This is a genomic window from Bacillus sp. Au-Bac7, assembly GCF_021341655.1.
Lineage (GTDB): Bacteria > Bacillota > Bacilli > Bacillales > Cytobacillaceae > Niallia.
The window spans coordinates 1-25471 of sequence record NZ_JAJTTG010000014.1 but is presented as its reverse complement, the minus strand read 5'-3'; the positions used below and the strand labels follow the sequence as shown (position 1 = coordinate 25471).

Annotated in this window: 26 protein-coding genes and 1 riboswitch; of the genes, 21 read left to right on the top strand and 5 right to left on the bottom strand. The window is 38.7% G+C overall.

Annotation, left to right across the window (positions count from 1 at the left end):
- Positions 1-83 precede the first annotated feature (83 nt).
- From psiE to LXM54_RS22975, 5 genes are all read left to right on the top strand, one after another.
- On the top strand, positions 84-524 hold the full coding sequence (gene psiE, locus LXM54_RS22995) for a phosphate-starvation-inducible protein PsiE (RefSeq protein WP_396953772.1): 441 nt from the start codon (positions 84-86) through the stop codon (positions 522-524).
- A 37-nt stretch (positions 525-561) separates the two neighbouring features.
- Positions 562-990 (top strand): MarR family winged helix-turn-helix transcriptional regulator, encoded by a 429-nt coding sequence (locus tag LXM54_RS22990; protein WP_233317776.1) that lies wholly within the window; start codon positions 562-564, stop codon positions 988-990.
- Between the two features lie 124 nt (positions 991-1114).
- Complete coding sequence (locus LXM54_RS22985) at positions 1115-2734, top strand: MFS transporter (protein WP_233317774.1); 1620 nt, start codon at positions 1115-1117, stop codon at positions 2732-2734.
- A gap of 20 nt (positions 2735-2754) precedes the next feature.
- On the top strand, positions 2755-3390 hold the full coding sequence (locus LXM54_RS22980; protein ID WP_233317771.1) for an efflux RND transporter periplasmic adaptor subunit: 636 nt from the start codon (positions 2755-2757) through the stop codon (positions 3388-3390).
- Between the two features lie 141 nt (positions 3391-3531).
- Complete coding sequence (locus LXM54_RS22975) at positions 3532-4809, top strand: MDR family MFS transporter (protein WP_233317886.1); 1278 nt, start codon at positions 3532-3534, stop codon at positions 4807-4809.
- Between the two features lie 15 nt (positions 4810-4824).
- On the opposite strand, the gene LXM54_RS22970 is transcribed toward LXM54_RS22975, so the two are convergent.
- Positions 4825-5589 (bottom strand): DeoR/GlpR family DNA-binding transcription regulator, encoded by a 765-nt coding sequence (locus LXM54_RS22970; protein WP_233317770.1) that lies wholly within the window; start codon positions 5587-5589, stop codon positions 4825-4827.
- A gap of 315 nt (positions 5590-5904) precedes the next feature.
- Complete coding sequence (locus LXM54_RS22965; RefSeq protein WP_233317768.1) at positions 5905-7449, bottom strand: DHA2 family efflux MFS transporter permease subunit; 1545 nt, start codon at positions 7447-7449, stop codon at positions 5905-5907.
- Positions 7450-7713: 264 nt separating this feature from the next.
- Here LXM54_RS22965 and LXM54_RS22960 point away from each other — a divergent pair, with 264 nt between their 5' ends.
- From LXM54_RS22960 to LXM54_RS28095, 8 genes are all read left to right on the top strand, one after another.
- Positions 7714-8610, top strand: coding sequence for a TetR/AcrR family transcriptional regulator (locus LXM54_RS22960; protein ID WP_233317766.1), 897 nt, complete (start codon positions 7714-7716; stop codon positions 8608-8610).
- Between the two features lie 144 nt (positions 8611-8754).
- Positions 8755-9606: a GRP family sugar transporter gene (locus tag LXM54_RS22955; protein WP_233317765.1), complete on the top strand. Its 852-nt coding sequence runs from the start codon at positions 8755-8757 to the stop codon at positions 9604-9606.
- A gap of 16 nt (positions 9607-9622) precedes the next feature.
- Positions 9623-10408 (top strand): glucose 1-dehydrogenase, encoded by a 786-nt coding sequence (gene gdh / locus LXM54_RS22950; RefSeq protein ID WP_233317763.1) that lies wholly within the window; start codon positions 9623-9625, stop codon positions 10406-10408.
- 127 nt (positions 10409-10535) lie between these two features.
- A complete protein-coding gene (locus tag LXM54_RS22945; RefSeq protein WP_233317761.1) occupies positions 10536-10973 on the top strand; it encodes a MarR family winged helix-turn-helix transcriptional regulator in 438 nt (145 codons plus the stop codon).
- A 115-nt stretch (positions 10974-11088) separates the two neighbouring features.
- The gene (locus tag LXM54_RS22940) at positions 11089-11538 is read left to right on the top strand and encodes a hypothetical protein (protein WP_233317759.1); all 450 of its coding nucleotides are present in this window, start codon (positions 11089-11091) and stop codon (positions 11536-11538) included.
- Positions 11539-11676: 138 nt separating this feature from the next.
- Positions 11677-12705, top strand: coding sequence for an NADH:flavin oxidoreductase/NADH oxidase (locus LXM54_RS22935; protein WP_233317756.1), 1029 nt, complete (start codon positions 11677-11679; stop codon positions 12703-12705).
- A gap of 105 nt (positions 12706-12810) precedes the next feature.
- Positions 12811-13701 carry an NAD-dependent epimerase/dehydratase family protein gene (locus LXM54_RS22930; protein ID WP_233317754.1) on the top strand — a complete coding sequence of 297 codons (891 nt, stop codon included), beginning with the start codon at positions 12811-12813 and terminating at the stop codon, positions 13699-13701.
- Positions 13702-13807: 106 nt separating this feature from the next.
- Positions 13808-13942, top strand: coding sequence for a hypothetical protein (locus LXM54_RS28095; protein WP_267913467.1), 135 nt, complete (start codon positions 13808-13810; stop codon positions 13940-13942).
- Between the two features lie 32 nt (positions 13943-13974).
- On the opposite strand, the gene LXM54_RS22925 is transcribed toward LXM54_RS28095, so the two are convergent.
- On the bottom strand, positions 13975-15333 hold the full coding sequence (locus LXM54_RS22925; RefSeq protein ID WP_233317752.1) for an amino acid permease: 1359 nt from the start codon (positions 15331-15333) through the stop codon (positions 13975-13977).
- A 262-nt stretch (positions 15334-15595) separates the two neighbouring features.
- Here LXM54_RS22925 and LXM54_RS22920 point away from each other — a divergent pair, with 262 nt between their 5' ends.
- From LXM54_RS22920 to LXM54_RS22905, 4 genes are all read left to right on the top strand, one after another.
- A complete protein-coding gene (locus tag LXM54_RS22920; protein WP_233317750.1) occupies positions 15596-15889 on the top strand; it encodes a Dabb family protein in 294 nt (97 codons plus the stop codon).
- Between the two features lie 494 nt (positions 15890-16383).
- Positions 16384-16815 (top strand): DUF1641 domain-containing protein, encoded by a 432-nt coding sequence (locus LXM54_RS22915; RefSeq protein ID WP_127735207.1) that lies wholly within the window; start codon positions 16384-16386, stop codon positions 16813-16815.
- A gap of 39 nt (positions 16816-16854) precedes the next feature.
- On the top strand, positions 16855-18039 hold the full coding sequence (locus LXM54_RS22910; protein ID WP_233317748.1) for an NAD(P)/FAD-dependent oxidoreductase: 1185 nt from the start codon (positions 16855-16857) through the stop codon (positions 18037-18039).
- 227 nt (positions 18040-18266) lie between these two features.
- Positions 18267-18418, top strand: a riboswitch (cyclic di-AMP (ydaO/yuaA leader).
- A 116-nt stretch (positions 18419-18534) separates the two neighbouring features.
- Entirely contained in the window at positions 18535-20361 is a 1827-nt protein-coding gene (locus LXM54_RS22905; protein ID WP_233317746.1) for an APC family permease, read from the top strand.
- A 39-nt stretch (positions 20362-20400) separates the two neighbouring features.
- On the opposite strand, the gene LXM54_RS22900 is transcribed toward LXM54_RS22905, so the two are convergent.
- Positions 20401-21174 (bottom strand): acetoin reductase, encoded by a 774-nt coding sequence (locus tag LXM54_RS22900; protein ID WP_233317743.1) that lies wholly within the window; start codon positions 21172-21174, stop codon positions 20401-20403.
- A 189-nt stretch (positions 21175-21363) separates the two neighbouring features.
- On the opposite strand from LXM54_RS22900, the gene LXM54_RS22895 reads away from it, so the two are divergent.
- A complete protein-coding gene (locus LXM54_RS22895) occupies positions 21364-21849 on the top strand; it encodes a nitroreductase family protein (protein WP_233317741.1) in 486 nt (161 codons plus the stop codon).
- A 37-nt stretch (positions 21850-21886) separates the two neighbouring features.
- Here LXM54_RS22895 and LXM54_RS22890 read toward each other — a convergent pair whose 3' ends face one another.
- Complete coding sequence (locus LXM54_RS22890) at positions 21887-22231, bottom strand: helix-turn-helix domain-containing protein (protein WP_233317739.1); 345 nt, start codon at positions 22229-22231, stop codon at positions 21887-21889.
- A 179-nt stretch (positions 22232-22410) separates the two neighbouring features.
- Between LXM54_RS22890 and LXM54_RS22885 the strand changes: the two genes are divergently transcribed.
- The 3 genes from LXM54_RS22885 to LXM54_RS22875 all read left to right on the top strand — a co-directional run.
- Complete coding sequence (locus LXM54_RS22885; RefSeq protein WP_233317737.1) at positions 22411-23409, top strand: asparaginase; 999 nt, start codon at positions 22411-22413, stop codon at positions 23407-23409.
- Positions 23379-24266 (top strand): YitT family protein, encoded by an 888-nt coding sequence (locus LXM54_RS22880; RefSeq protein WP_233317735.1) that lies wholly within the window; start codon positions 23379-23381, stop codon positions 24264-24266. The genes LXM54_RS22885 and LXM54_RS22880 overlap by 31 nt, the downstream gene beginning before the upstream one ends.
- Positions 24267-24596: 330 nt before the next feature.
- Positions 24597-25471 (top strand): SH3 domain-containing protein (locus tag LXM54_RS22875; RefSeq protein ID WP_233317733.1); only part of this gene is annotated, 875 nt, incomplete at its 3' end.

The following is a 25471-nucleotide window of genomic DNA, read 5'->3' as shown; positions in this document are numbered from 1 at the left end:
AAATTGCAGTAAACTCATAGTAAAAAAATAAATTTATGTATAAAATAAAAGAATCGTTTGAAATTATCCTCAAGCTAGGAGGAGTGTTGTTGGAGTCTCGAAAGGAAAAAGAGAAAAAACAAGTAAAAAAACAGCATTTGCTGCTTGCCAATATCTTGCAGCAAATTTTGAATATTTCCTTGATTTTGCTTGCGTTAATGCTAAGTGTTTTATTATGCAAAGAAATCATTTACTTTGTCGGACATGCAATGGAGCTCCATCAGATAAGCAGCAATTATGAACTGCTTGAAAGAATATTGGTGTTCTTTTTGTACTTTGAGTTTATTGCCCTCATAGTGAAATATTTTCAAGAAAGCTATCACTTTCCATTAAGATACTTTCTTTATATCGGCATCACTGCAATGGTCAGACTTATCATTGTCTACCACGATAATCCATTGCACACACTGCTGTATACCTGTGCTATTCTTGTATTAGTTATCAGCTACTACATAATCTCGGCAGCATCATCAAGGAAACATTAGAAATAGTAAAGAGAAGCTTCAAAGGGGGAGGATGCAAATGAATAGTTCACTTCAGTCGATAGAATATGAAGTTGCACTTCTGGTTCGTTTAATTACGGCAAGCAATCCAAAGCTTGGGAGTCTTGATCGATCCGAATACTTAATATTAAGTGAATTACAGCAAAAAGGGCCGATTGGAATTAATGAAATAGCACACCAGCTGCTGTTAAATATCTCAACTGCCAGCAGACAGGTTAGTAATCTCGAAACGAAAGCTTATATTAAAAGATACCCTGATGCGAATAATGGACGGATAAGCCTGATTGAAATAACAGAAGAAGGACTTGAGGTTCTAAAACGAGTGCAAAAGGCACGCCGTACAGTGTATGGGGATATCTTAAAAGACTGGAAACAGGAAGAAATCGGCCAATTGGATAAATTAATTAGTCGCCTTAATGCTGATTTTAAGAAGTGGGGGCAAGATTAAAAGGGATTCTTACAAAGAGTCTCTTTTTTTCTGCCGTAAAAAAAGATTGATTATTTATTTATATATTGTATAATACAACTTGTTGTATACAATATATAAATAACCACAAAAAGGGGGAGGGAAAATGAGTCAGCAAGTTAATACATCTGCATCTGAATCAGAGAAGGTGGCAGTTCCTCCATATTTAATCATTTCCATCTTGACAATATTCGCCATCGGTTCACAGTATTTTTCCAATCTTTCTTATATATTAAACCAAGGTGTGATACAAAATGGTTTGCAGCTTGGAACAAGCAGCCTATTGCTGCCTTCGACCTTATCTAATCTTGGGTTTGCATTTGGTGTGCCTATAGGACCAGTGTTGACAAGGAAATTTGGTTTACGAAAGAACTATTTGCTGTTTACATTTATTTTTCTGATTGGCTCCATTATGGCAGTCCTTACAGAAGATTTATTGTTTCTTATCATCGGGAGGGTTGTCCAAGGAATCAGTGCAGGATTTTTGTTTTTAACGATCTTGCCTGCCAGTCTAAAGTCGTTTCCTAATAAAATCAGGAACACGTTTTTGCTGATGATCATCACAGGTCTGTTCGGTGCTAGCGCTTTAGGTGCTTTATTTGGAGCCGTATCCTTACAGGCCGGCGCTTGGCGCTGGCTGTTTGTGCTGAATGTTATAGCTTCTGTTCTGTGTTTATTGGTTGGCTTTTTCGGTTTGCCAAAGCTAGAGCAGAAAGAAGAGCATTTGCCACAGGACAAAACAGGCATATTCCTATGGACGGCTTTGCTAGCGGTGCTTGCCGTTCCATTATGTAATTTAGTGGACAAAGGCTTTTCATCAATCTATGTTTGGCCATTTTTACTAGCAGCTTTCATACTGATGTGCCTATTTATTGTTGTTGATAGAAAGGCTGAAACCCCATTAGTGCCATTTAGAACATTAAAGGCATCAAAGCCTATCTCAGGCACAATCATGGCCATCGCTTCTCATCTGGCATTAGTTTTTGCAATTGCTGGTATTAATGGGTTCTTACGCAATAATTTAGATTTGCCGTTTGTATACTTGTCCCATTTTTATTTCTGGTTTTTCGTCGGTATAGTTGTGACAGCTGTTCTAAAAACGGTTTTATATGACAAATTAGGAGCAGGTATCCTTGGTATTATTGGTTCAATTGCCGTTATTTACGTAAGCATTCAATGGAGAACAATTGATTCAGCAACCTCCTTGCATGAATTATATTTTCAAGTCGCCTGTCTAGGAGCGGGGGTAAGCATGGTATTAGTGGGTGGAGCATTAGGAACTGCTCTTGCAGGAGACATTCACCAAGCCTCCATGCGGTCTGTCACGTTACATTCTATGCGTAACTTTGCCGGTGCCATTGTTTCCCCGTTACTCGCATGGTTTTTAACAAAGCAAAACGCCGTCAATTATGAAATGATTCGCTGGAGCCTGCAAAGTGACAGTTCAGAGTTTAAATTGGAAATGGCAAATTGGACGCGTCGTTTAATGGGGCAGGGGAATTCTGTTGCAGATGCAAAATCATTGGCATCTTATGAACTCGTTGTTCATGCCAAAAAATCTGCTATTTTAGGAGCCTACCATCAGCTTTTCACAATACTGCTAGTTTTAGGTGTAATTATGCTGCTTTCTTCCATCGGTAAAGTTGCCACAGGCAAGGGCAGATCACTTGTTCAAAAACCGTCAAAGGAAGCTGTAAATCACAAGGCGGAAAACATTAGAGTCTAATCAAGATTGGAGAGAAACAGATGAGCAAAGGGAAAATATTATTAATAAACTTCATCGGACTTGTTGTTATATTAGGTCTGATTGCTTTAGGAGCTTATTTTTATTATCAAAACAAAAATTATGTAAAAACAGATGATGCTGTCGTTTCAGCAGATATTACGGAGATTGTGGCGCCAACTTCAGGGGTTCTAACGAGCTGGAACGGGGAAGCTGGAAAAGATTTAAATAAAAAGGAATCAGTAGGAAAGGTAAGCAGTGGGAAGACTGCAAGTAACGTAAACAGTATGGAGGCTGGAACGATTATTAAAAATGAAGCAAAGGCAAATGAGCTTGTTCAAGCAGGGCAGGTGCTCGCTCAAACAGCAGATATGGATCATATGTATGTTTTAGCGAATATTAAGGAAACCGAATTAAAAGACATTGAGATTGGTGATAATGTTGATATAACCGTGGACGGTGATTCAGATGTAATGTTTGACGGAAAGATAGAAGATATCAGCTATGCGACAAACTCTGTCTTTTCTGCATTGCCTTCGCAAAATGCAACAGGGAATTATACGAAAGTGACACAAAAAGTCCAAGTGAAAATTTCCATTCAGAATCCGACAAAAAAAGTGCTGCTCGGTATGAATGCAGAGGTAAAGATATCTATTTAAGAAAAAGGGCAAATCCTAAGAAACTAGCTTAGGGTTTGTCCTTTTTCGTTTTCTTAATATAGTAAAATTAACTTGAGGATGCATGTAAAAGATTGGTATTATAGAAGAAGATTATAGAAAGAGAGAATGCTTCGTATGAGTATGCGTCTAAGAGATTGGGATCAGAATTTAAAGATCCGCCTTGCAGGGGAATCTGTTGTTAATATTACATTTTGGATGTTCTTCCCTTTTTTAGCTATATATTTTACTGATTCCTTCGGAAAATCAACAGCTGGCCTGCTGTTAATATTATCTCAAGTTGTTTCCTGTGCAGCCAATTTGCTCGGAGGCTATTATGCAGATAAATACGGCAGGAAAAGAATGATGGTGCTGTCAGCATTTGCCCAAGGAGCTGCATTCACCGTTTTTGCCTTCTCAAGCTCCCCTTGGCTTGACTCAGCACTGCTAGGGTTTGTGTGCTTTACTGTTGTAAGTATGTTCGGTGCAGTGTATTGGCCGGCAAGTCAGGCAATGATAGCGGATGTAGTGGAAGAGAAGGATCGCAGCGATGTATTTGCGATTTTTTATACGTCGACAAATATTGCAGTCGTGATTGGCCCTATTATTGGCGGTATTTTTTTCGCTGATTACCGATTTGCATTACTGCTGATGGCCGGCGTGCTGAATCTTGTTCTCGGCATTGTTCTTCATTATAAGATCACAGAGACTGCACCCGTTTCCAAAATGGAGGAGAGCGGGCAAGCAAGTAATTGGATTTCTGTGCTCGGCGATCAGCTTAAAGATTATAAGGTAATCATGAATGACCGCATTTTTTTGCTTTTCATCATCGCAGGCGTGCTTGTCGGACAAACCTTCATGCAATTAGATCTCCTGTTTCCAGTGTATATAAATGAAGTGGTGACAGACCAGCCTTTGCTTCAATTCGGTAATTGGTCTTATGTGGTGGAAAGCACACAGGCATTTGGTCTTGTGCTCGCAGAAAACGGCTTGTTAGTCGCTATCTTTACAATTACAGTTACAAGATGGATGAGTAAATACAAAGAACGGAATGTGTTTATCATATCTTCGTTTATTTATGCCGCTTCTGTGCTGTTATTTAGCCAAACTTCATGGATTTGGGGGCTGCTGCTGGCGATGCTTGTGTTTACGCTGGCAGAGTTGATGACAGCTGGCATACAGCAAGGGTTCATTTCCGAGCTTGCACCAGCTGATAAAAGGGGGAAGTATTATGCCGCTGCAAGTCTGCGCTACACCTTCTCGAAAATGATTGCACCATTGTCCATTCCGATGAGTGCATGGGTGGGCTATACGTGGACATTCTTCTTTATCAGCTTGTTAGCCATATTAAGTGGTGTAATTTATTACCGGCTATTTGTTAAATTCGAACAAAGAAAAATGGAAACAGCTCCTAAATGGTAATTTAGGAGCTGTTTTTTATGCTTCTTTTTGAGCAATGACAAGCTTAATATTGTTTTCACTTGCGAATGCCTGATATTCCTTTGGAGGCTCGGCACCTGTTATTAAGTAGTCAATATCCTGTAGAGTGCAGTATGTCATTAATGCATATTTATCAAACTTATGATGGTCAACAAGCAAGTAAACCTCAGCACTTCTTTCGACAACATTCTTTTTAATTTCGCTTTCTAATGGGGAGGAGTTTGTGACACCATTACTGATGGAAATCCCTGTTGATGCCATAAAGGCCTTATTGATGTTATAGGATTTGATAACATCTGTGCTTTGGATGCTTGCAAAGGATTTCGTTTTTCTTTCTAGCACACCGCCAAATGTTATAATATGAAGATTTTCATATGGCAGTGCTTTAATGATGAAATCGAGATTATTTGTAATAATGGAAAGCTGTTTTGTTTTAAGGTACTCCAGCATTTCCAATGTGGTTGTGCCTGAATCAATAAAAATTATATCACCGTCTTGAACGAACTCGGCTGCGTTCTTACCAATCAGCATTTTCTCATCCTTATTGCGTATTTGCCGATCGTTAAAAGAAACGAGTGTCGCATGGTTAACGGCAACCCCGCCATAGACTTTTTTAAGCTCTCCTTCTTCAACAAGCTCCTGTATGTCTCTGCGAATCGTATTTTTAGAGACATTAAATACTTCTACCAGTTCATCTAAAGAAACAGTTTCATGTTCATGCACATAATCCTGAATTTCCTTGATTCGTTTATTCTTCAGCATTTTTCTAGCCACCTTTTATTATTCCGCTATCTTTTATTTAAGTCTGTCTATTATCAAAGCTGCCCTGAAGTTACTTGAATACATTATTAATCCTGCATCAGCAGTTATAATATGAAAGTCTAGTAACAGAATTTTTTAATTAACTTAGCTAAATTATACCAAAAACTAACCAAGACTTCACCATAAAAATTAGAAATTTTCTTGTTCGTCACGAGCAAATCTAGGGGGGGATTCAGTTTGGAAAAGGAGGTTGATATATTGATATAAAAAAACCAAGCTGATCATAATCACAGCTTGGCTTTTTGAATCTATTTATTAGTTTTCTGCAAGTTTTGCAGAAGTTTTTTGCTGCACTTTGTTTGGATTGCTTTGAATATCTTCAGCAGGTGTTGCTCGTTTCATAAAGAATGACAGGATTAAAGCAAGAACAACGACGCCGACAGAAATAAGGAATGCATCATTAATTCCTTCCATCATTGCTTTCATCGCAAGCTGCTCTTTAGCTGCCGCAAGTGTGGCCGCATCTGGCTGTACTGTGCTGTTAGCCATAGATTTCATTGCATCTTCTGCCAATTCATTTGCATGTGTTGTAGTGCGGTTGGACATAATGGTGATCATTAATGCAGACCCGATTGCGCCAGAAACTTGCTGCAATGTATTGTTCATTGCTGTGCCGTGCGGATTCAAACGTCCAGGCACTTGATTTAAGCCGTTTGTCATTACTGGCATCATAACCATTGACATCCCGAACATACGGAAAGAATAAATGATGATTAGAGTTGTATAAGATGTGTCCATTGTTAATTTGCTGAACATATATGTTGTAACAGCTGTGATAGCCAACCCGGTTACTGCTAAAATACGGGCACCATATTTATCAAAAAGTTTACCAGTAATTGGCGACATAATTCCCATAATGATTGCCCCAGGTAAAAGCAGCAGTCCTGAATCTAGTGGAGAGATACCTCTAACTGTTTGAATGTACATAGGCATTAACAGCATCGCAGAAAACATGGCAATATTAACTACAATAGAAATCGCTGCTGATAATGCAAATAACGGATATTTAAAAATCCTGAATTCAAGCATTGGATTTGGAATTTTAAGCTGTCTTACAATGAAGAGAACTAAACTTAGGAAACCGATAATCAATGTTCCATAAACATACGGGCTGTCCCAGCCTTTGTTGCCGGCAGTGCTGAATCCGTACAGCAGACCGCCAAAGCCTAATGTTGACAGAATGACAGAAAGGGTGTCGATAGAAATATCTACTTTATCCTTTTTATCTTTTAATTTCACAATGGCAAGTACCAAAACAAGAATGGCAATTGGTGCGATTACACGGAATAAAACATGCCAATGGAAGTGCTCTACGATATAACCAGACAATGTCGGACCAATTGCTGGTGCGAAAATCATAACTAAGCCGAATACTCCCATTGCACTTCCGCGTTTTTCAACAGGGAAGCTTGTAAGCAGGAAGTTCATCAATACTGGCATCATAATCGCAGAACCAGAAGCTTGGACCATACGTGCTGCCAACAGAACCGGGAACGATCCTGAGAAGCCTGCCACAAGTGTACCAATGGTAAACAATGACATCGCTGTGATAAACAGGCGTCTAATGGAATATCTTTGAATTAAAAAAGCCGTTGTCGGAATCATAATTCCGTTAACGAGCATGTAGCCTGTAACGAGCCATTGCCCGACAGAAGCATCAATATCAAAGTCCTTATTAATAGAAGGCAATGCTATATTTAATAATGTTGAGTTTAAGATAGCAACAAAAGCCCCGGCCATCAGAATGGCGATAATGCCATATGGTGGCTTTTTCGTATTTTGTGTTGCTGTGTTGTTCATGAAATGTTTTCCTCCTTATGAACCTTTAGTTCATTTTTTATACAATTGTTCTAGGCTTAAATAATAATATACTGGCAGTATAAATTTTGCAATAAAAAATGTTTAGGTTTACTAAAAAATAAATTTTGTTGGATTATTTTTCCTGTTGAATAGCGAGAGCAAGGCTTAATGGTAACGTTTTCTTTGCTGATTTCTTGAAATTATTTACCGAATAGGTTAGTATGTTTTTTGAACTGTCAGTATAATTTCCCTAAGGTGATGAATATGAATAACCGGAAAAAGCATGTATTGAATAAAGCTCATGAGCTATTTATTGAAAAAGGATTCCAAGCCACATCCATTCAAGAAATTCTAGAAAGTAGCGGAATCTCGAAAGGAACCTTTTACAACTATTTTTCAAGTAAAAATGAACTGCTGATTTCTATTTTTAAGGATATATACACTGAACTTGGCGAGAAGCGCAAACAGCTTATGATTGGTCAAGATAAAGCTTCATTGGCAATTTTTATTCAGCAAATTGAATTGTTAATTAACACGAACAACCAGTATAAGATTATCTCTCTTTTTGAAGAAATTTTATTTACGAATGATCCGGAGCTCAAGCAATTTTTGAACAGGAGGAGAATTCAGGAATTAAACTGGCTGTATAAGCGGCTGATGGATATTTGCGGAATTGATAAAAAACCGTATCTGCTTGATTGTGCCGTCATGTTGACTGGCAACCTTCATAATATGATCTTTTTCTATTCGTTAGATCAACAGCGGCAAATAGATGTTCATAAAATTGTACAGTACAGTGTTAATAGAATAATTGCGATGACAGAGGATGTTGCGAAGACTGGCGAACGAGTGCTTGCTCCTGAATTGCTGTTAAAATGGCTGTCAGACAGCGCCGAAAGTGACAGGCATACAGATAGTAAAAATATTTCCTGTATGATTGAATCTTTAAAGCTAATGGTTAGAAACAGTGTGCAAAATGTGGAAGATCAGAAAAAATATGAGGAATTAATCGATTTTGTGGAGGAAGAGCTAGCAGAGCCGGAAAATCGCCGCAAGCATCTTGTCGATATGGCAATAGGTGAGTTAAAATCTTCAATCAGCGACAGTGAATGCCATAAAGCAGTTTGTTTACTAGAAGAAAAAGTGCTGACAATGGAATAAGCAATGGAGTGGCCTGAAATCCGCAAATCGAGATTTTAGGCTTTTTTTTATTAAGTTACTTGCTTTATTAATAAATATGCTGATTAGATTTTGCACGATTAGGGAAATTTAAACGATATAACAAGAAAGTGGGTTTGATTTAAAGTGGAGTTTTTTTTAGCAATTCTTCCTGCTCTGTTTTGGGGCAGCATCGTATTAATTAATGTGAAAATAGGGGGCGGGGCATACAGTCAGACATTAGGTACAACAATTGGTGCACTTCTTTTCTCTGCTGTAGTTTATTTGATTGCAAGACCGGAGCTGTCCCTTCTTATTCTTATTGTCGGTATATGTTCAGGTATCTTTTGGGCAATTGGGCAAAGCAATCAATTTAAATCAATTGAATATATTGGGGTTTCAAAGACAATGCCAATTTCAACTGGTTTGCAGATTGTATCAACAACCTTGTTTGGTGTCCTAGTATTTCGTGAATGGACAACTGCTACTACTATTATTCTTGGTATTATTGCCATTCTTTGTATATTAGCAGGGATAATTTTAACTACATATGATCAGAAGAGAAGTGCAGATGAGTCTGCCAAACTAAAAAAGGGGACAGTTACCTTACTGATTTCTACTTTAGGGTATTTAGGCTATGTTGTAATCGCAAGACTGTTTTCTGTTGATGGCTGGTCAGCGCTCTTCCCTCAGTCAATCGGAATGGTGATTGGCGGACTTGTTATTACATATAAACATAAGCCATTCAATCTTTATGCATTAAAGAATATATTGCCTGGTTTGTTTTGGGCAGCTGGAAATATGTTTTTGTTTATTTCGCAGCCAAAGGTCGGCGTGGCAATCAGCTATTCTTTATCCCAGACAGGTGTAGTTATTTCTACCCTAGGCGGAATCTTCTTATTAGGAGAAAAGAAAACAAAGCGCCAGCTTGTCTTTGTTGCGGTTGGGATTATCCTCATTATTGCAGGGGTCATCTGTTTAGGCATCGCGAAAAAATAACAAGGAGGAACTTTCCGTGTATACTGACTTAAAAGGTAAAGTAGTGGCAATTACAGGAGCATCGACGGGCTTGGGCCGTGCAATGGCAATCAGATTTGGTAAAGAGGGGGCTAATGTTGTCATCAATTATTTTTCTGATGACAACGAGGCATCAGCTGTCAAAAAAGAAGTCGAAGAAGCAGGCGGACAAGCTGTCATTATTCAAGGTGATGTCACAAAGGAGCAAGATGTCATCAATCTTGTTAAAACTGCGCATGAGCACTTTGGAAAGTTAGATATAATGATAAATAATGCAGGAATTGAGAATCCAGTGCCATCCCATGAGATGACATTAGACAATTGGGAAAAGGTAATCGGCACAAATTTGACTGGGGCATTTCTTGGCAGCAGGGAAGCGATAAAGTATTTTGTTGAGCATGATATTAAAGGCAATGTAATCAATATGTCAAGCGTTCATGAAATGATTCCGTGGCCGACATTTGTTCATTATGCAGCAAGTAAAGGCGGGGTGAAGCTGATGACAGAAACACTTGCCCTTGAGTATGCTCCAAAAGGAATACGTGTAAATAATATCGGGCCTGGTGCCATTAACACTCCTATTAATGCAGAAAAGTTTGCCGATCCTGCCAAGCGAAAAGATGTGGAAAGTATGATACCATTAGGCTATATAGGAAAGCCGGAAGAAATCGCTGCCGTTGCTGCTTGGCTTGCATCTGATGAGTCCAGCTATGTGACAGGGATAACTTTGTTTGCAGACGGCGGTATGACAAAATATCCGTCTTTCCAGGCTGGGAGAGGCTAAAATAGTTAACAAACAACACTGATATCCTCTGCATTGACCGTTATACTCCCTGTTGGTAGAATGGGAGTTAGTATTTTATAGGAAAGAATTCGGGTTTTGTTATAAGGATATAGGTGGAGATACAATAATGGAAAAACCGGCAAATTCATATACGGAAAGCTGGCTGGCATTATCAAGCTTACAAGGTGCAATCGCGACGGAGCTTGAACATGTCCTGCAGCATCAGCATAAGCTTTCACTTAGAGAGTTTTATGTGCTTCTTTATTTGTCAAAAGCACCAGAGCATAAGCTTAGACTTCAACAGCTTCAAGATATGGTGGGCTTGAGCCAAAGTGCCTTATCAAGGCTTGTAACAAGACTTGAAGCGAAGGAATGCGGAGCCCTGCAGCGACATCTGTGCACAGATGATCGGAGGGGAATTTATACTGCATTGACTGAGTATGGTAAAGACAAGTTTGTGAAAGCAAATGAGACTTTTTCTAACACACTGGCAGCTATACTGGAAAAGACAGAAACAAAAAATGACCTTAGTTCCATATTGCAAATGATGATTGGAAAGAAGTAAAAGCTGATAAGCACATGTCCGCTTTTACTTCTTTCCTTTTTTTATATTTTGTTGTAACCTTTTCCATTCAGTTTTCGCCCTATTAGAAGAAGACAGACTAAGGGGATGTGCTCGTTTGCGAAGGATAATCTTACTGCTTTTTTTCTTTGTATTGCTAATAGGCTGTTCAAACATTCAGCCTGCCATGAATGAACCACCTAGTCTTTTTATTGTTATGGACGATATCCGGCATGAAACGGAGCTTGGCAGCTACTGCTGGTCAAATGGCGGAAGCGGTGTTTGTGCAGATACAGCTGGACCGTTGGAGCTGCTCAAGGATGAAACACCGAAAAAGGTCAAAGCTAATCAAAGGATAAAATTTGAATTTGATTATGAAAATCCTTCTGAAGGGAGCTTACAACAAATACAGTCTGAAAATAAAGAAACAACAGTATTAAAAGCTGGTGGCCAAATGAAGGCTCCGCAAGAAGCGGGAATCTACTATTTTGTGTACTCTGCTTTGTGGACAGATGAGGATAGTCCTAATGGAGATGCACTATATGCTTTTGCTATTGAAGTGGAATAGGTTTGGGAGAAAACGGGTATCTTGTATGTGGAAAAAAAGAGAGAGCTATTTCAAGTTATTTTATTTGACCATCTTGAACAGGAATGATAATTTATATGCATGAGCATGCATTTTGAAAAAGAAAGAAGGAATATAACGATGGAACATTTATTTTCTCCATACTCTTACAAAAGCTTAGAGCTAAAAAACAGAGTTGTTATGCCGCCAATGTGCCAATATTCTGTGACGAAAAAGGACGGAATTGCAACAGATTGGCATTACGTTCATTATGTAAGCAGAGCAATCGGTGGTGCGAGTTTAATCATTATTGAAATGACAGATGTTGAACCAGACGGAAGGATTACTGACTATGATTTAGGATTATGGTCTGATGAGCAAATTGCTCCACTTGCAAGAATAGTGGATGCTTGTCATCAACACGGTGCGAAAGTGGGCATTCAAATTGCTCATGCTGGTCGCAAAGCAGAAGATGCAGAGCTTCCAGTCGCTCCATCGCCAATTCCATTTGACGAAAACTCGAAAACACCTAGAGAGCTAACAACAGATGAAGTAAAAGGGATGGTAGAGAAATTCCGTGCTGCAGTGGAGCGTGCTGTAAAAGCGGGCGTTGACACAATTGAGCTTCATGGTGCACATGGCTATTTAATTCACCAATTCCAATCAAAGCTGACAAATAAACGGGAAGATGAGTATGGTCAAGATCGTACGAAATTTGGTGTGGAAGTTATCAAAGCAGCTAAGAGTGCTATGCCGGAAGATATGCCTTTAATTTTGCGCATTTCTGCGAAAGAATATGTGGAAGGCGGCTACGAGGTGGAAGAAAGCATCGAGTTTTCGAAAGCGTATGTGGATGCAGGTGTGGATATATTCCATATAAGTGCAGGCGGAGAAGGCCCGATTGCAGCAGCAGGAAAACCTGGCACACATGTTGCTTACCAAGTGCCGTTCGCACGAGCATATAAACAGGCATTTAATCTTCCTGTCATTGCTGTAGGCAGATTGGATGAAGCAGCTCTTGCTAATTCAGTTATTGGAAATGAAGATGCAGAACTTGTTGCAGTTGGAAGAGGAATGTTAAGAAATCCTTACTGGGCATTAGAAGCAGCTGCTCAGTTAAGGAAGGAAACAGCAATTCCACAACAATATGTACCAGGGTTCCCAAGATAATTATTCAAAAAGGTGCATAGCTATATGCATCTTTTTTCGTGCAGAAAAAGGATACGCTTCCTGTTTGTAGAATAATATAGTGGCATTACATAGGAAGTATCATCAGTGGGGGGGATATTAGTGGAAAAAGCGCTTGTGATCGGTGGAACAAGGTTTTTTGGTGTGCATCTTGTAAAGTCATTATTAGACATGGGTGTTCATGTAACAGTAGCAACTAGAGGGATGGCGGCAGATCCCTTTGGAGACGAAGTGGAACGAATTTTCTTTGACCGCTCTGATTTAACGAACTTTAAGGAATCATTTAAAGATACAAAATGGGATGCTGTTTATGACCAGATTTGTTACTCCTCAGAAGATGCACTTAATGCAATAGAGGTTTTCAGCGGAAAAACGGAACATTACATACTAACATCCACATTATCTGTGTATGACTCTTACAAGCAGCTTTTAAAAGAAGAAGATTTTAATCCATATGAATATCCAATCGTTATAAAATCCGCCAAAGAGGTGACATATCAAGAAGGAAAAAGACAGGCAGAAGCTGTGTTTTTCCAAAAAGCCCCTTTTAAGACGGCAGCAGTAAGAATTCCCATCGTACTTGGAATCAACGATTATACTAAAAGACTTGAATTTCATACAGAAAAAGTGGCAGCTGGGGAAGAAATCTATTTCCCTAACATTCAGGCAGCAATGGGATTTATTGATGAAAAGGAAGCAGGAAACTTTATTGCCTGGGCTGGAGTAAAGGGGATAGAAGGGCCAGTCAATGCATGTGCTGACGGCATCATTCACTTGTCTGAACTAATAGCAATAATTGAAAAAAGCACTGGAAAACAAGCGGTTTTAGCTAATGAGAAGCAGGACAATAATGCATCTCCTTATGGAATTGACTCATTTTGGGCAATGAGCAATGATAAAGCTAAAGGGATGGGGTATCTATTCTCGAATTTGCAAGAGTGGCTGCCAAGCCTTATAAATAGTATAACAAAAAAGTAAAGTGAATAATTGGAAACTAGCCAACCTGTGCGTATGGTTAGTTTTTTTGCGTAAAGGAAACTTTTTTAACATAATGCATATAAATGGTATTAAAGGAGTGATTTAAATGAATCGAAGCGGACGAGTTGAAAAGAAGATTGCTGCATATTCTTATATTTGCAAAACATTAGGAATTATTAATGAAGCAGAAATGAAACAAATCCAAGCTGGCATCTCTAATAAAAAACGGCAAAATCGCTAAAAGAGGAAAGCTTAGAACGCTTTCCTCTTCATTTAGGTGGTTTCAGGTGAGGACTTTTTATGTTTTAAATGTACGATAAAGGTTGCAATCCCAATCAGTAAAACACAAGCAAGACTTATAAAGAAGCCAGTTCGAATACCTTTTTCTAACACTGTCCCGCTGACAGCAGCAAGAATAAGAAGCAGTCCGATTATTGCCTTTGTCTTATCCCATCCTTTAGGCTTCAAAACTTTAAAGGAGGAGAACAAAATAAATGCCCAATTGTACAGTAACAGTATCCCGGCTGCAGTTGTAATATACTCAAATATCTTCCCTGGCAATAGTAAAGCAGCTAGAACGGATGCAAATAATCCTATTGCTCCTAAAGTTAATGAGGGAAGGGGCAGCTTATGAAATTTCTTTAGCTTCTTTTCGAAAATTTTAGGTGCATCGCCACCTTTAGCCATTGTAACAAGTAATTTAGTTACACCGAATAGCGATGCAGTCATCGTTGAAAACCCAGCAATAATGATCGCCCCATTAAAAACATGAGGGAAAAAGCTGAGCGGATAACCTGCGAGTGCTGTTACAAAAGGACTTTCCTTCTCATTAAATTTATCAAGTGGTACAAGCAATACTGCTAAAGCTAAAGACAGAACATAGATAATCAGCAAAATGATGAGCATATTAGTACCAGCTTTTGGTGCATCCTTCTTGTCCTTAAGCTGCATCGCCATCATTCCAATAACTTCTATCCCTCCATATGCATAAAAGGCATAGATAAGAGATGTCCAAAATCCTTTATATCCTTTTGGGAAAAAAGCATCAAGGCTTTTAGGGGTCTGCATAGCATGATCTCCGCCATGAATCCAGCCAAATAAAGCTGCAGCACCTAAGATGATAAACATAACAATCGCTGCTGTTTTTATAACAGCTAAATAATTCTCAACCTTATCAAAGCCGTCTGTGCCCAAGAAAACGACAAATATCGATAATACAGCAAAAATACAAGCAAATACCCAAAGAGGTATGTTGGGAAACCAAAATTGTGAAAGAAGAGACAGGGCGGTAAGCTGGCTGCCCATAATAAGAATATTGGAACCCCAATAATTCCAACCGCAGCTAAAGCCGGCCCAAGAACCAAAAGCCTTGTTAGCGTAATAACAAAAGGACCCTTCCTGGGGATCTTCTGCTGTCATTTTTGCCAATAAATTAAAAACAATATAAGTTCCAATTGCCGCAATCATGAAAGATAATACAATCGCTGGACCTGTTTCAATGATTCCCAGGCTGGAACCTACAAAGTAGCCAGTGCCAATCGTACAGCCGACACCAACAAGTGATAATTCATACCATTTTAAATTACCTTGCTTATTTGAATCCTTCTGATTGTCTTTTTCTTGGCTGCTCATAATAACTCCTTCTTAAATAATAATAAAAATGGTTATATGTCTTAACTTAGTATGTATCGTTTTCATAGAAATATTTGCGGAGCGCTGATTTTCATCATTGATGGAAAAATATGTGTAAAATTAAGCGGCAGACCTTGTCTAATTACTACAAAGGACTCAGGAAAAATAAGTCCATTTACATAACTTTGCTAAAAAATTTGCTGCTTGTTTAAAATTCCGCTAAAATGAGAACGAAAAAAGTATGCCAGAAAGAGGTTCAAGCATGATAGATCATATTGTCCTTGTCAAATTTAGTGAAACAACAACAGAAGAACAGCTGCAGGAAGTGATTAAAAGGTTCCGCGCCTTAAGAAACAAAATCATGGGAGTTGTAGACCTGCAGGCAGGACTGAACTTCGCCCAAAGCAGTAAAGATTATCAGGTAGTCCTGAAGGTTCGTTTTGAAGACAGGGAGGCCCTTGCATTATATGGACCAAATCCCGAACATCAAGCAGTAGCAACATATATTCGCGAAGTCGGCAGAGTCGACAGCATCGTCGTGGATATTGAAATATAAAAGAAAAACAGGCCGAAATTGGCCTGTTTTTTGTATTAGATGGATCAAAAGAAATTATCTCCACACATTAAAAATAGAATGCATAGCGGCAGGTTGATACGTGAAGACTATGATTAAATCGACAAATATTTGTAAAAAGTTCTCACTGAAGCATAACTAACGTATCTATAATAACAACGCATGACATCAAGGTTTTTTCCTGGTAGGTAAGAGCAAGGATTGGATGGAGTCGCTGTGACATATCTCACACAAAACAAAAAAATCTTTAAAATTTTGCGGTTCTCACATTTATTTTTAATAAAAAAGTGGTATTATATTAAAGGAGTTAATGAAGGGTTGTTGTAGAAACTTTAGAATTACTAGTTTTGTATAACTACATACCTTATTATCAATGTATCCAAATTATTAGTCTACGAACTTTTGTGCAAAAATGCACAATAGTTTGATATTCAAAAAAACATTAGGAAAATGCCAATAGCAAAGGAGAATCAGTTATGTCAGAAACAACTACACAAACAAGTGCTGAACTGACAGCTACATCTACTAATAGCCAAGACTTATTGGATCAGCTTTTAAAGCCTGAGGTACAAGAGTCATTGACTACTTTAATCGAACAGCTGCCAAAATTAACAGAAGTCGTTAATACATTGACAAGCTCATATGATCTTGTTCAAGGCCTATCAAAAGATGAGGTCTTCATGAGTGATATGGTCAATGCAACAACTGAAATGCTTGAACCAGTCGTTCATTCAGCAAAAGGTATGGCTTCAGCTGTAATTGAAGCGAAGGATCGTGCTGAGCAAAGCAATGAAACAATCGGTGTATTCGGATTGCTTAAATTACTAAAAGATCCTCAAGCTCAAAAAATGCTGCGTTTTACACAAAGCTATCTTCAAATCTTGAACGAACGCGACCAACAAAAATAAGTTCAACAATTGAATAGAACGAAGGACGGAGGATATACCATGGCAAAAAATATAGTTATTTTAGGTGCAGGCTACGGCGGTCTATTGGCAGCTCAAAATGTCCGCAAATATTACACTAAATCACAAGCGAATGTAACGGTAATCAATAAATATCCAACACACCAAATCATTACGGAATTGCATCGCCTTGCAGCAGGAAACGTTCATGAAAAGGCTGTAGCAATGCCTCTTGATAAGCTTCTTAAAGGTCTTGATGTTGATATTAAGATTGCAACAGTTGAATCTTTCAACGTAGATAATAAAGAAGTAATCCTTGCAGGCGGATCTAAGCTAAGCTACGATGCACTTGTTGTTGCATTAGGAAGCGTAACAGCTTACTTCGGTATTCCTGGATTGGAAGAAAACAGCATGGTTTTAAAATCAGCTGAAGATGCAAACAAAATTTTCAAGCATGTGGAAGAACGCATCAGCGAATATGCTAAAACGAAAAAACCAGAAGATGCTACTATTCTTATCGGCGGCGGCGGATTGACTGGTGTTGAACTAGTTGGTGAACTAGCTGACATCCTGCCTGCAATGACAAAGAAATACGGCGTTGACTATAAAGAAATCAACCTATCTCTTGTTGAAGCAGGACCAAAGATTCTTCCTGTTCTTCCAGATGATTTAATCGACAGAGCTACTAAAAGCTTGGAAGCTCGCGGCGTTAAGTTCTTGACTGGACTTGCAGTAACAAATGTAGCAGGCAATGTTATTGACTTGAAAGATGGTCAAAAAATCGTTGCTAACACATTTGTATGGACTGGTGGGGTTCAGGGTAACCCTCTAGTTGGTGTTTCTGGTCTAGAAGTAAACCGCGGACGTGCTACAGTTAATGACTTCTTGCAATCAACTTCACATCCTGAAGTATTTGTTGCAGGAGACAGTGCTGTATACTTCCCAGCTGATGGAGATGGCCGTCCAGCACCTCCAACTGCACAAATCGCATGGCAAATGGGTGAATTAATCGGGTACAACCTTTTTGCTTACCTTGAAGGTAAAACACTAGAAGGATTCAGCCCAATCAACTCTGGTACACTTGCAAGCCTAGGCCGCAAAGACGGAGTTGCTATTGTTGGCGGAAGCTCTACACCGCTTAAAGGCATGCCTGCATCATTGATGAAAGAAGCTTCTAACATCCGTTATCTTTCACATATTAAAGGCTTGTTCAGCTTAGCATACTAATATTTTTTTTAAAGGAAGAGTTGTCTTAACGACAATCCTTCCTTTTTTATTTTTTATTTTATAAAACGATGAATTAACGAGAAAAACAGCAAAAAACAGAGAATTGGTTAGATGAGGACGAGTAATTTGCATTGCCTGCGTCTTTTAGCGTTTTTTTGTTCTTTTTTGCTCTTTTTCCTTCATTTACTTTTTATCTTTTTGGGAGTAATATCTTCAAGTAAATAATATTTCGTAAATCGCTTAATCCATTTTTGGAGCGGGGGACCCAATTTTTATGTGCCGTGATAATGGCGCTTGGGGTGAATCCTATTGCAGGAGGGGCAACTCTCAGATGTCCCAACCCGACAGCTAACTCCGCAAGCGTTTAGAGAGAGGAATAATCTGATGTTCGATTTGACACGATCGACCACGGGGTATCCTCGTGGTTTTTTTGTGTGCAAAAATTGGGATATCGCCTACTTGGAAAGACATTTTACGAGAAAGCTGGAGGGTAACATGAGCGGTTCAATTTTGAAACGAATTTTAATTGGGAAGCCACTAAAAACAAGTGCATTGGGGGAGCAAAAATTAAATAAGCTTAAAGCATTGGCGATTCTTTCTTCTGATGCACTTTCATCGGTTGCATACGGAACAGAACAAATACTGCTCGTATTAGCAGGTATTGGTATTCTCGCATACTGGTATTCTATACCGATTGCCATTGGGGTACTTGTGCTGCTTGTAGCACTGATATTATCATATCGTCAAATCATCTACGCATATCCTCGCGGAGGCGGTGCTTATATTGTTTCAAAAACAAATCTAGGGGAAAATGCCGGCTTGATTGCAGGAGGCTCCTTGCTCGTTGATTATATCCTGACTGTTGCTGTAAGTGTATCAGCAGGTACAGATGCAATTACATCAGCATTTCCTAGCTTACATGAACATAATGTGCTTATAGCCAGCTTGTTTGTTATATTAATTACTATTTTGAACTTAAGAGGAGTCACAGAATCAGCATCTATTCTGGCTTATCCAGTGTATCTGTTTGTTATCGCGTTAGTGGTGCTGATTCTTACAGGTTTATGGAAAATGGTCACAGGTGATGTTGGCAACGCGGTGCATACACCAATTGGTACAGCTGTTCCTGGATTGAGTATTTTTCTATTATTGAAGGCATTCTCATCTGGATGCTCAGCGTTAACAGGGGTCGAGGCTATTTCCAATGCTGTACCGAACTTTAAAGAGCCTTCAGCAAAAAATGCAGTCCGAACATTAACGCTGATGGGAGTTATACTGGGAGTGCTCTTTTCCGGTATTACCTTACTTGCCTATTGGTATGGGATTTCGCCAAAAGCAGAAGAAACGGTTGTATCACAAATCGCTTCAGAGGTGTTTGGCCGGAATGGATTTTATTATTTCATTCAAGTAACGACAGCGCTTATTTTAATATTAGCTGCTAATACTGGCTTTGCTGCGTTTCCGTTGCTTGCAGTCAACCTTGCTGTTGATAAGTATATGCCAAGAATTTTTACAATTCGTGGTGACAGATTGGGCTATTCGAATGGAATTGTTACATTAGGAGCGGCATCTATTCTATTAATTATTCTTTTTAAAGGGAATACAGAAATGCTTATTCCGCTGTATGCAGTAGGTGTATTTATTCCATTTACACTATCCCAAAGCGGAATGATTAAAAAATGGTGCACAGAAAAACCGAAAAACTGGAAGTGGAAAATGAGCATAAACTTGGCTGGGGCATTAATAACACTAACTGTGCTGCTTATTTTATTCACGACAAAGTTTTCTCAAGTATGGTCTGTGCTGATATTCCTACCGATAATCGTCTTTATCTTTCATAAGATTAAAGGGCATTATGAGGATGTTGCCAGCCAGCTCCGTATGGATGAACATCATAAAGCAGAAAAGCCAGAAGGTAATATTGTTATTTTGCCTGTTGCTGGGATAACGAAGGTTGTCGATAATTCTTTAGCATATGCAGAAACGATTGGACAGACGATTATCGCTGTATATGTTGCCTTTGACAGAGAAAGCGAAAAACGGATGGAGGAGAAATGGAAAGCATATAGACCGGATATCCGCCTTGTGACAATCCATTCCCAATATCGCAGTTTAGTGAGACCATTAAGGAGATTCATAGATGTAATTGAAGAAAAAGGAGCAGAAAATAACCATAGTGTCACGGTTATTATTCCACAGTTCATAACGAAAAAAAGCTGGCATAATATCCTGCATAATCAATCCAGCTTGCTTCTTAAAGCCCATCTTCTTTACAGACGAAATGTTATCGTAACTACTGTGCCTTTCCGGTTTAAAAAGTAACAGAGAGAAGGGGGCTCATAAACATGAGCCCCCTTTTTATTAGCCGTAAAGAATACCGCCGTCGATTAATACTGATTGTCCTGTCATATAGTCTGAATCTTTAGAAGCGAGAAAGGATACAAAATTGGCTACATCTTCTGGTTCCTGTGTGCGGCCTAATGCTATAGATTTAGAGAATTGTTCAAAGGCTTGCCCTTTTTCGAGATTCATATACTCAACCATGCCCTCGTCAATTCTGTCCCACATGCTGGTGCCGACAATGCCTGGGCAATATGCGTTAACTGTTATTTTGGCAGAAGCGAGTTCCTCAGCAGCAGCTTGTGTCCACGCTTTGACTGCAAATTTAGTGGCAGAATAAGCACCTAGTAAGGAATAAGCTCTGTGCCCTGCGATGCTGCAGGCATTAATGATTTTTCCGCCAGTTCCTTGTTTTTTCATTTGCACTGCGGCTGCTTGGATACCGTACAAGGTTCCGAACACGTTGACTTCAAAAATTCTTTGTAAATCCTCTTCCGAAATATTAAGAATAGAATCAACTTGATCTATACCTGCATTGTTTACAAACACATCTAGCTGTCCGTATTCTTGCACCGTTTGTTCTACTAATGCTTCTAGCTCTTGTTTTTTGCTGACATTTGCTTGAATTGCAATCGAATCGATGCCTTTCTCTATCAGTTCGATGCTGGTTCTGTTTGCACTTTCTTCATTAATGTCACTGACTATAACCTTGAAACCATCTTTGCCAAGGCGTTCTGCAATCGCTTTGCCAATCCCCATTCCGGAGCCTGTGATTACTGCTACTTTTTTATCCATAATGCTACTCCCTTCTATTACTAGTTAATTACCATCCTAATTCCCTGATAGAAAGGCAGTGAAACAAGCAAAACCTTATTTAACAGATTTCCTGGGAAATTTGTCGACAGGATAAAGTAGTTAAAATAACAGAAAAAACTTGCATTCATGTATAATAAAAGAGACTAAAAAGCAAAGGGGATATGAGAGATGAGTTTGGCTACAATTATTAAGGAAAGAAGAACCTTTAAGAAGTTTAAAACAGAAGCTATTGATTTGGAAACAATTAAAGAGCTGCTGCAAGTATCAGCATTTGCTCCAAACCATAAATTAACAGAACCGTGGGAAATCGTATTTATCGGGGAAGAAACAAGGGCTAAGTTTAATCATAAAATCAATTTCGGAGATGCGCCAATTTTATTTGCTGTTTTATCTCACAAAGGAAAGACTGCTTTAGAAAGGGAAGAAAATACAGCTGCGGTGTCTTGTTTTATCCAAAACTTTCTATTGCTGGCATGGGAGAAAGGAATCGGAACTTTTTGGAGTTCTGTAGGCGCTTCTGAGAACGGTAGAAATATTTTAGGTGTGACAGAAGACTATGATGTGATCGGTGTAATTGCAGCTGGGTATCCTGATGAGACGAAGGACGCAAAGGAAAGACAATCGATCGAATTAAAAGTAAAACATTTGAATTAGGGATTTAAAAAACTTGATTTTATTAAATCAGGTTTTTTTATTGAGCAATTTCTTCCTTATCCAGCTGTCTTCTGACTGTTGTAAATGCAACGATATTTGCAATTTCTTCTTTTGTAAGCGGCTTTCCATCTACTGTCAGCACAAGGTTGTCCATTTTCGGAATAGACCCGATTTCTACTTTTGTTGTCTTATTCTTGCGGGAAAGAATTACATCAACAGAAACATCAAACAAGTCTGCTATTTGAATGAGTGCTCTTAATGATGGCTCGCGGTAGCCAGATTCATAGCCGGCATAAGTGCTTTTAGCAATTCCTAAAAGTTCAGCTGTTTCAGCTTGAGACCAGTTTTTGTTTTTCCTAAGTTCACTTAATATTTGCAGCAACTTTAATTCCTCCTTTTACTCTATATTTGGAGTATAGCATGTCAATCCTCGTTTTAAAAGAAAAAATACGCGAATTGAATACATATATTGCTTTATTAATAGGAATGGGACTATAATACAAATAAATAAATACGCGTAACGCATATAAAGAAATGATGGAGGAAGTAGGAGGAACACTCATGAAAAAAATATTGCTGCTTGCAACAGGTGGTACAATTGCTTCTGTAGAAGGAAATGAAGGGTTAGTTCCTGGCATGTCTGCGGAGCAGTTATTAGAGCATTTTGAAGGAGATTCTCAGACTGTTGATGTCACATGTGAAATACTGATGAACAGAGACAGTACGAATATGCAGCCAGAGCATTGGAAAGTGATTGCGGAGGCAATCAGCAACAATTATAACTTATATGATGGTTTTGTGATAACACATGGAACAGATACGATGGGCTATACTTCTGCAGCATTATCATACATGCTTCAAGGATTAGACAAGCCAGTTGTTATTACAGGATCTCAAGTTCCGATCAGCTTTAAACAGACTGATGCAAAGAAAAATGTGGCAGACAGTATCCGTTTTGCAACAGAAAACATCGGCGGGGTATTTGTTGTCTTTGATGGCAGGGTTATCATTGGCACGCGTGCAGTGAAGATGAGAACGAAAAGCTATGATGCTTTTGAGAGTATAAATCATCCGTATGTTGCATCCATTCAAGACAATCATATTCATTATTACTGGAAGCCTGGCAAAGCAGAAGGTTCTTTTAAGAAGGATACTAGCCTGTGTCCAGATGTGTTTCTGTTGAAGCTTCATCCAGGTACGAAGCCGGAAATATTCGACTATTTAAAAGACAACTATAAAGGCATTGTTATTGAGAGCTTCGGCAATGGAGGCCTGCCTTTTGAGGGAAGAAACCTGCTTCCTAAGCTTCAGGAAATGGTAGAGTCAGGAGTGGCTGTCGTCATCTCCACCCAGTGCCTAGAGGAAGGTCAAGACTTGTATTTATATGAGGTAGGAAGAAAGGTTGCGCAATATAATGTTATCTTATCGGCGGATATGAACACAGAAGCTATTATCGCCAAGCTGATGTGGGTATTAGGAAAAGCAGATAATGTTAAAGAAGCAAAAGAATGGATGGAGAAGCCGATCGCATGGGATCTTTCAGTGGATTGGGAAAAGTGAAGGTAATTTCGTTTGAGAAGACAGCAAGCTATATTTGGCTCCATATAGGGGTATTGCTTATGGCCGTTAATATTCATTATTTTATGGCGCCAAACCAGTTTGCTTCTGGAGGACTCGGAGGTTTGAGCATTGTCCTTCAAGCGGTGTTCCCTAATATGCCTCTTGGCGGGCTGATGGGTTTGCTCAATATAATATTCTTCCTGTTAGGGTTTGCGTTTTTAGGGTTTCAATTTGGCCTTAAAACAATCTATGCTAGTTTTTTGCTAACGTTTTTTGTTTGGGGATTAGGAGAACTAGATCCTGTAAGTGCACCGTTAAGTCATGATCTTTTCATCCAGCTTGTTGTCGGTACTTTAATCGCGGGCTTTGGGTTAGTGCTTGTATTAAAGCAAAATGCTTCTACTGGTGGGATGGACTTAGTTGCCATGATACTCAATAAATATTTTTCGATTGAAATAGGCAAGGCCGTACTTATGGCAGATTGTCTTATTTCTGTGGCTGCACTGTTTGTTTTCGGTGTGGAAAAAGGATTGTACGCCTGCTTTGGAGTTTTCTTGAGAGGAATTGTAGTGGATTACTTCCGCAACCAGCTGCAAATGACAAAAGAGGTAGTTATCATTAGCGAGAAATGTGAATTCATTAAGCAGTATATTATTGAAAACCTTCATCAAAGCGCAACACTGCACTCTGCCAAAGGGGCATTTTCTAATGACGATAAAGAAGTTATTACGATTGTATTAGAAAGACAGGATTATATAAAATTAAAAAAATTTATCTATAAAATTGATAAGAGAGCATTCATTACTGTACATAATATGAACGAAGTGATGGGCAGTAATTTTAATAATGTTGTTTAAACAGGCATGTAACAGGGTAAGTATTTCTACCCTGTTTTTTTTATGTCTTTTTGAGGGGTCAGCTTGATTTTTAGGGATTTTTTGTCTGTTGGCAGTGGAAAAACACGGAAAAATATCTTAATAACTGAAAAAACCATCCGATAATACATAGTATAAAAAGCATTTCTTCATTGTGATAAAACGTGACTATAGTATTATATACGTATAATCGCATAAAGAATAATATAGGTAATATACAGTAAATATATGAGAACAAATTACATAATGAAGTTTTGTAGGTCAATAGAATCATATTGTTGGATGTGATTCTAGTAATAAGGAGGTTTTAGGATGAAAAAAGTAATTGTGCCAGGTGTGTTTTTTACGGCATTATCAGCACCTGTCCTTATTCAAGAAGCACAAGCAGCGTCAAATGAGGCTGTTGTAAAGTATGTCAATGTAGAAAGCAACTCTTCCCTTAATGTGAGAAAAAGCGCGTCATCTAGCGCGGCTGTAGTAACAACGTTAAAAAAAGGAAAAGAAGTAACTGTTCTGTCTGAAAGCAATGGATGGGCAAAAATATCTGTTGATGGGAAGACTGGCTATGTAAGCACTGCCTATCTTTCTGAAAAAACTAGTAACTACATAAAATATGTGTCTATTGATCAAAATTCTACTCTGAATGTGCGAAGCGCACCGAATACTTCTTCGTCTGTTGTTACAAAAATAAAAGTGAACACTAGTGTGGAAGTTTCCTCAACATCTAATGGCTGGTCAAAAATAAAAGTGAACGGAAAGGAAGGATATGTAGCTTCTAAGTATTTAGCTGACAAGGTAACAGCAGTAAAGGATAATTCTTCGGAAAGCTCTTCTTCCAAACCAAACACAGCTGCTGAAGCAAAAACAACTACGATGTATGTCAATGTTGACCAAGGTTCAAGCTTAAACATGAGAAACAAGGCTTCAAACAGCGGGTCTGTAATCGTGAAGCTTGCCAGGGGAGTGGCGGTAACATCATACGGAGATTCTAATGGCTGGACAAAAGTAAACGTTTATGGAAAAGAAGGATATGTTTCCACACAATATCTATCAAAAACAAAACCTTCAACATCTACTGCTGACAGTGGTTCAACCAATGTTGTGAAAACTACAACGAAATATGTAAATGTTACAAAGGGTTCCTCATTAAATATGCGTTCTAGCGCCAGCACAAGCGCAAGTGTAGT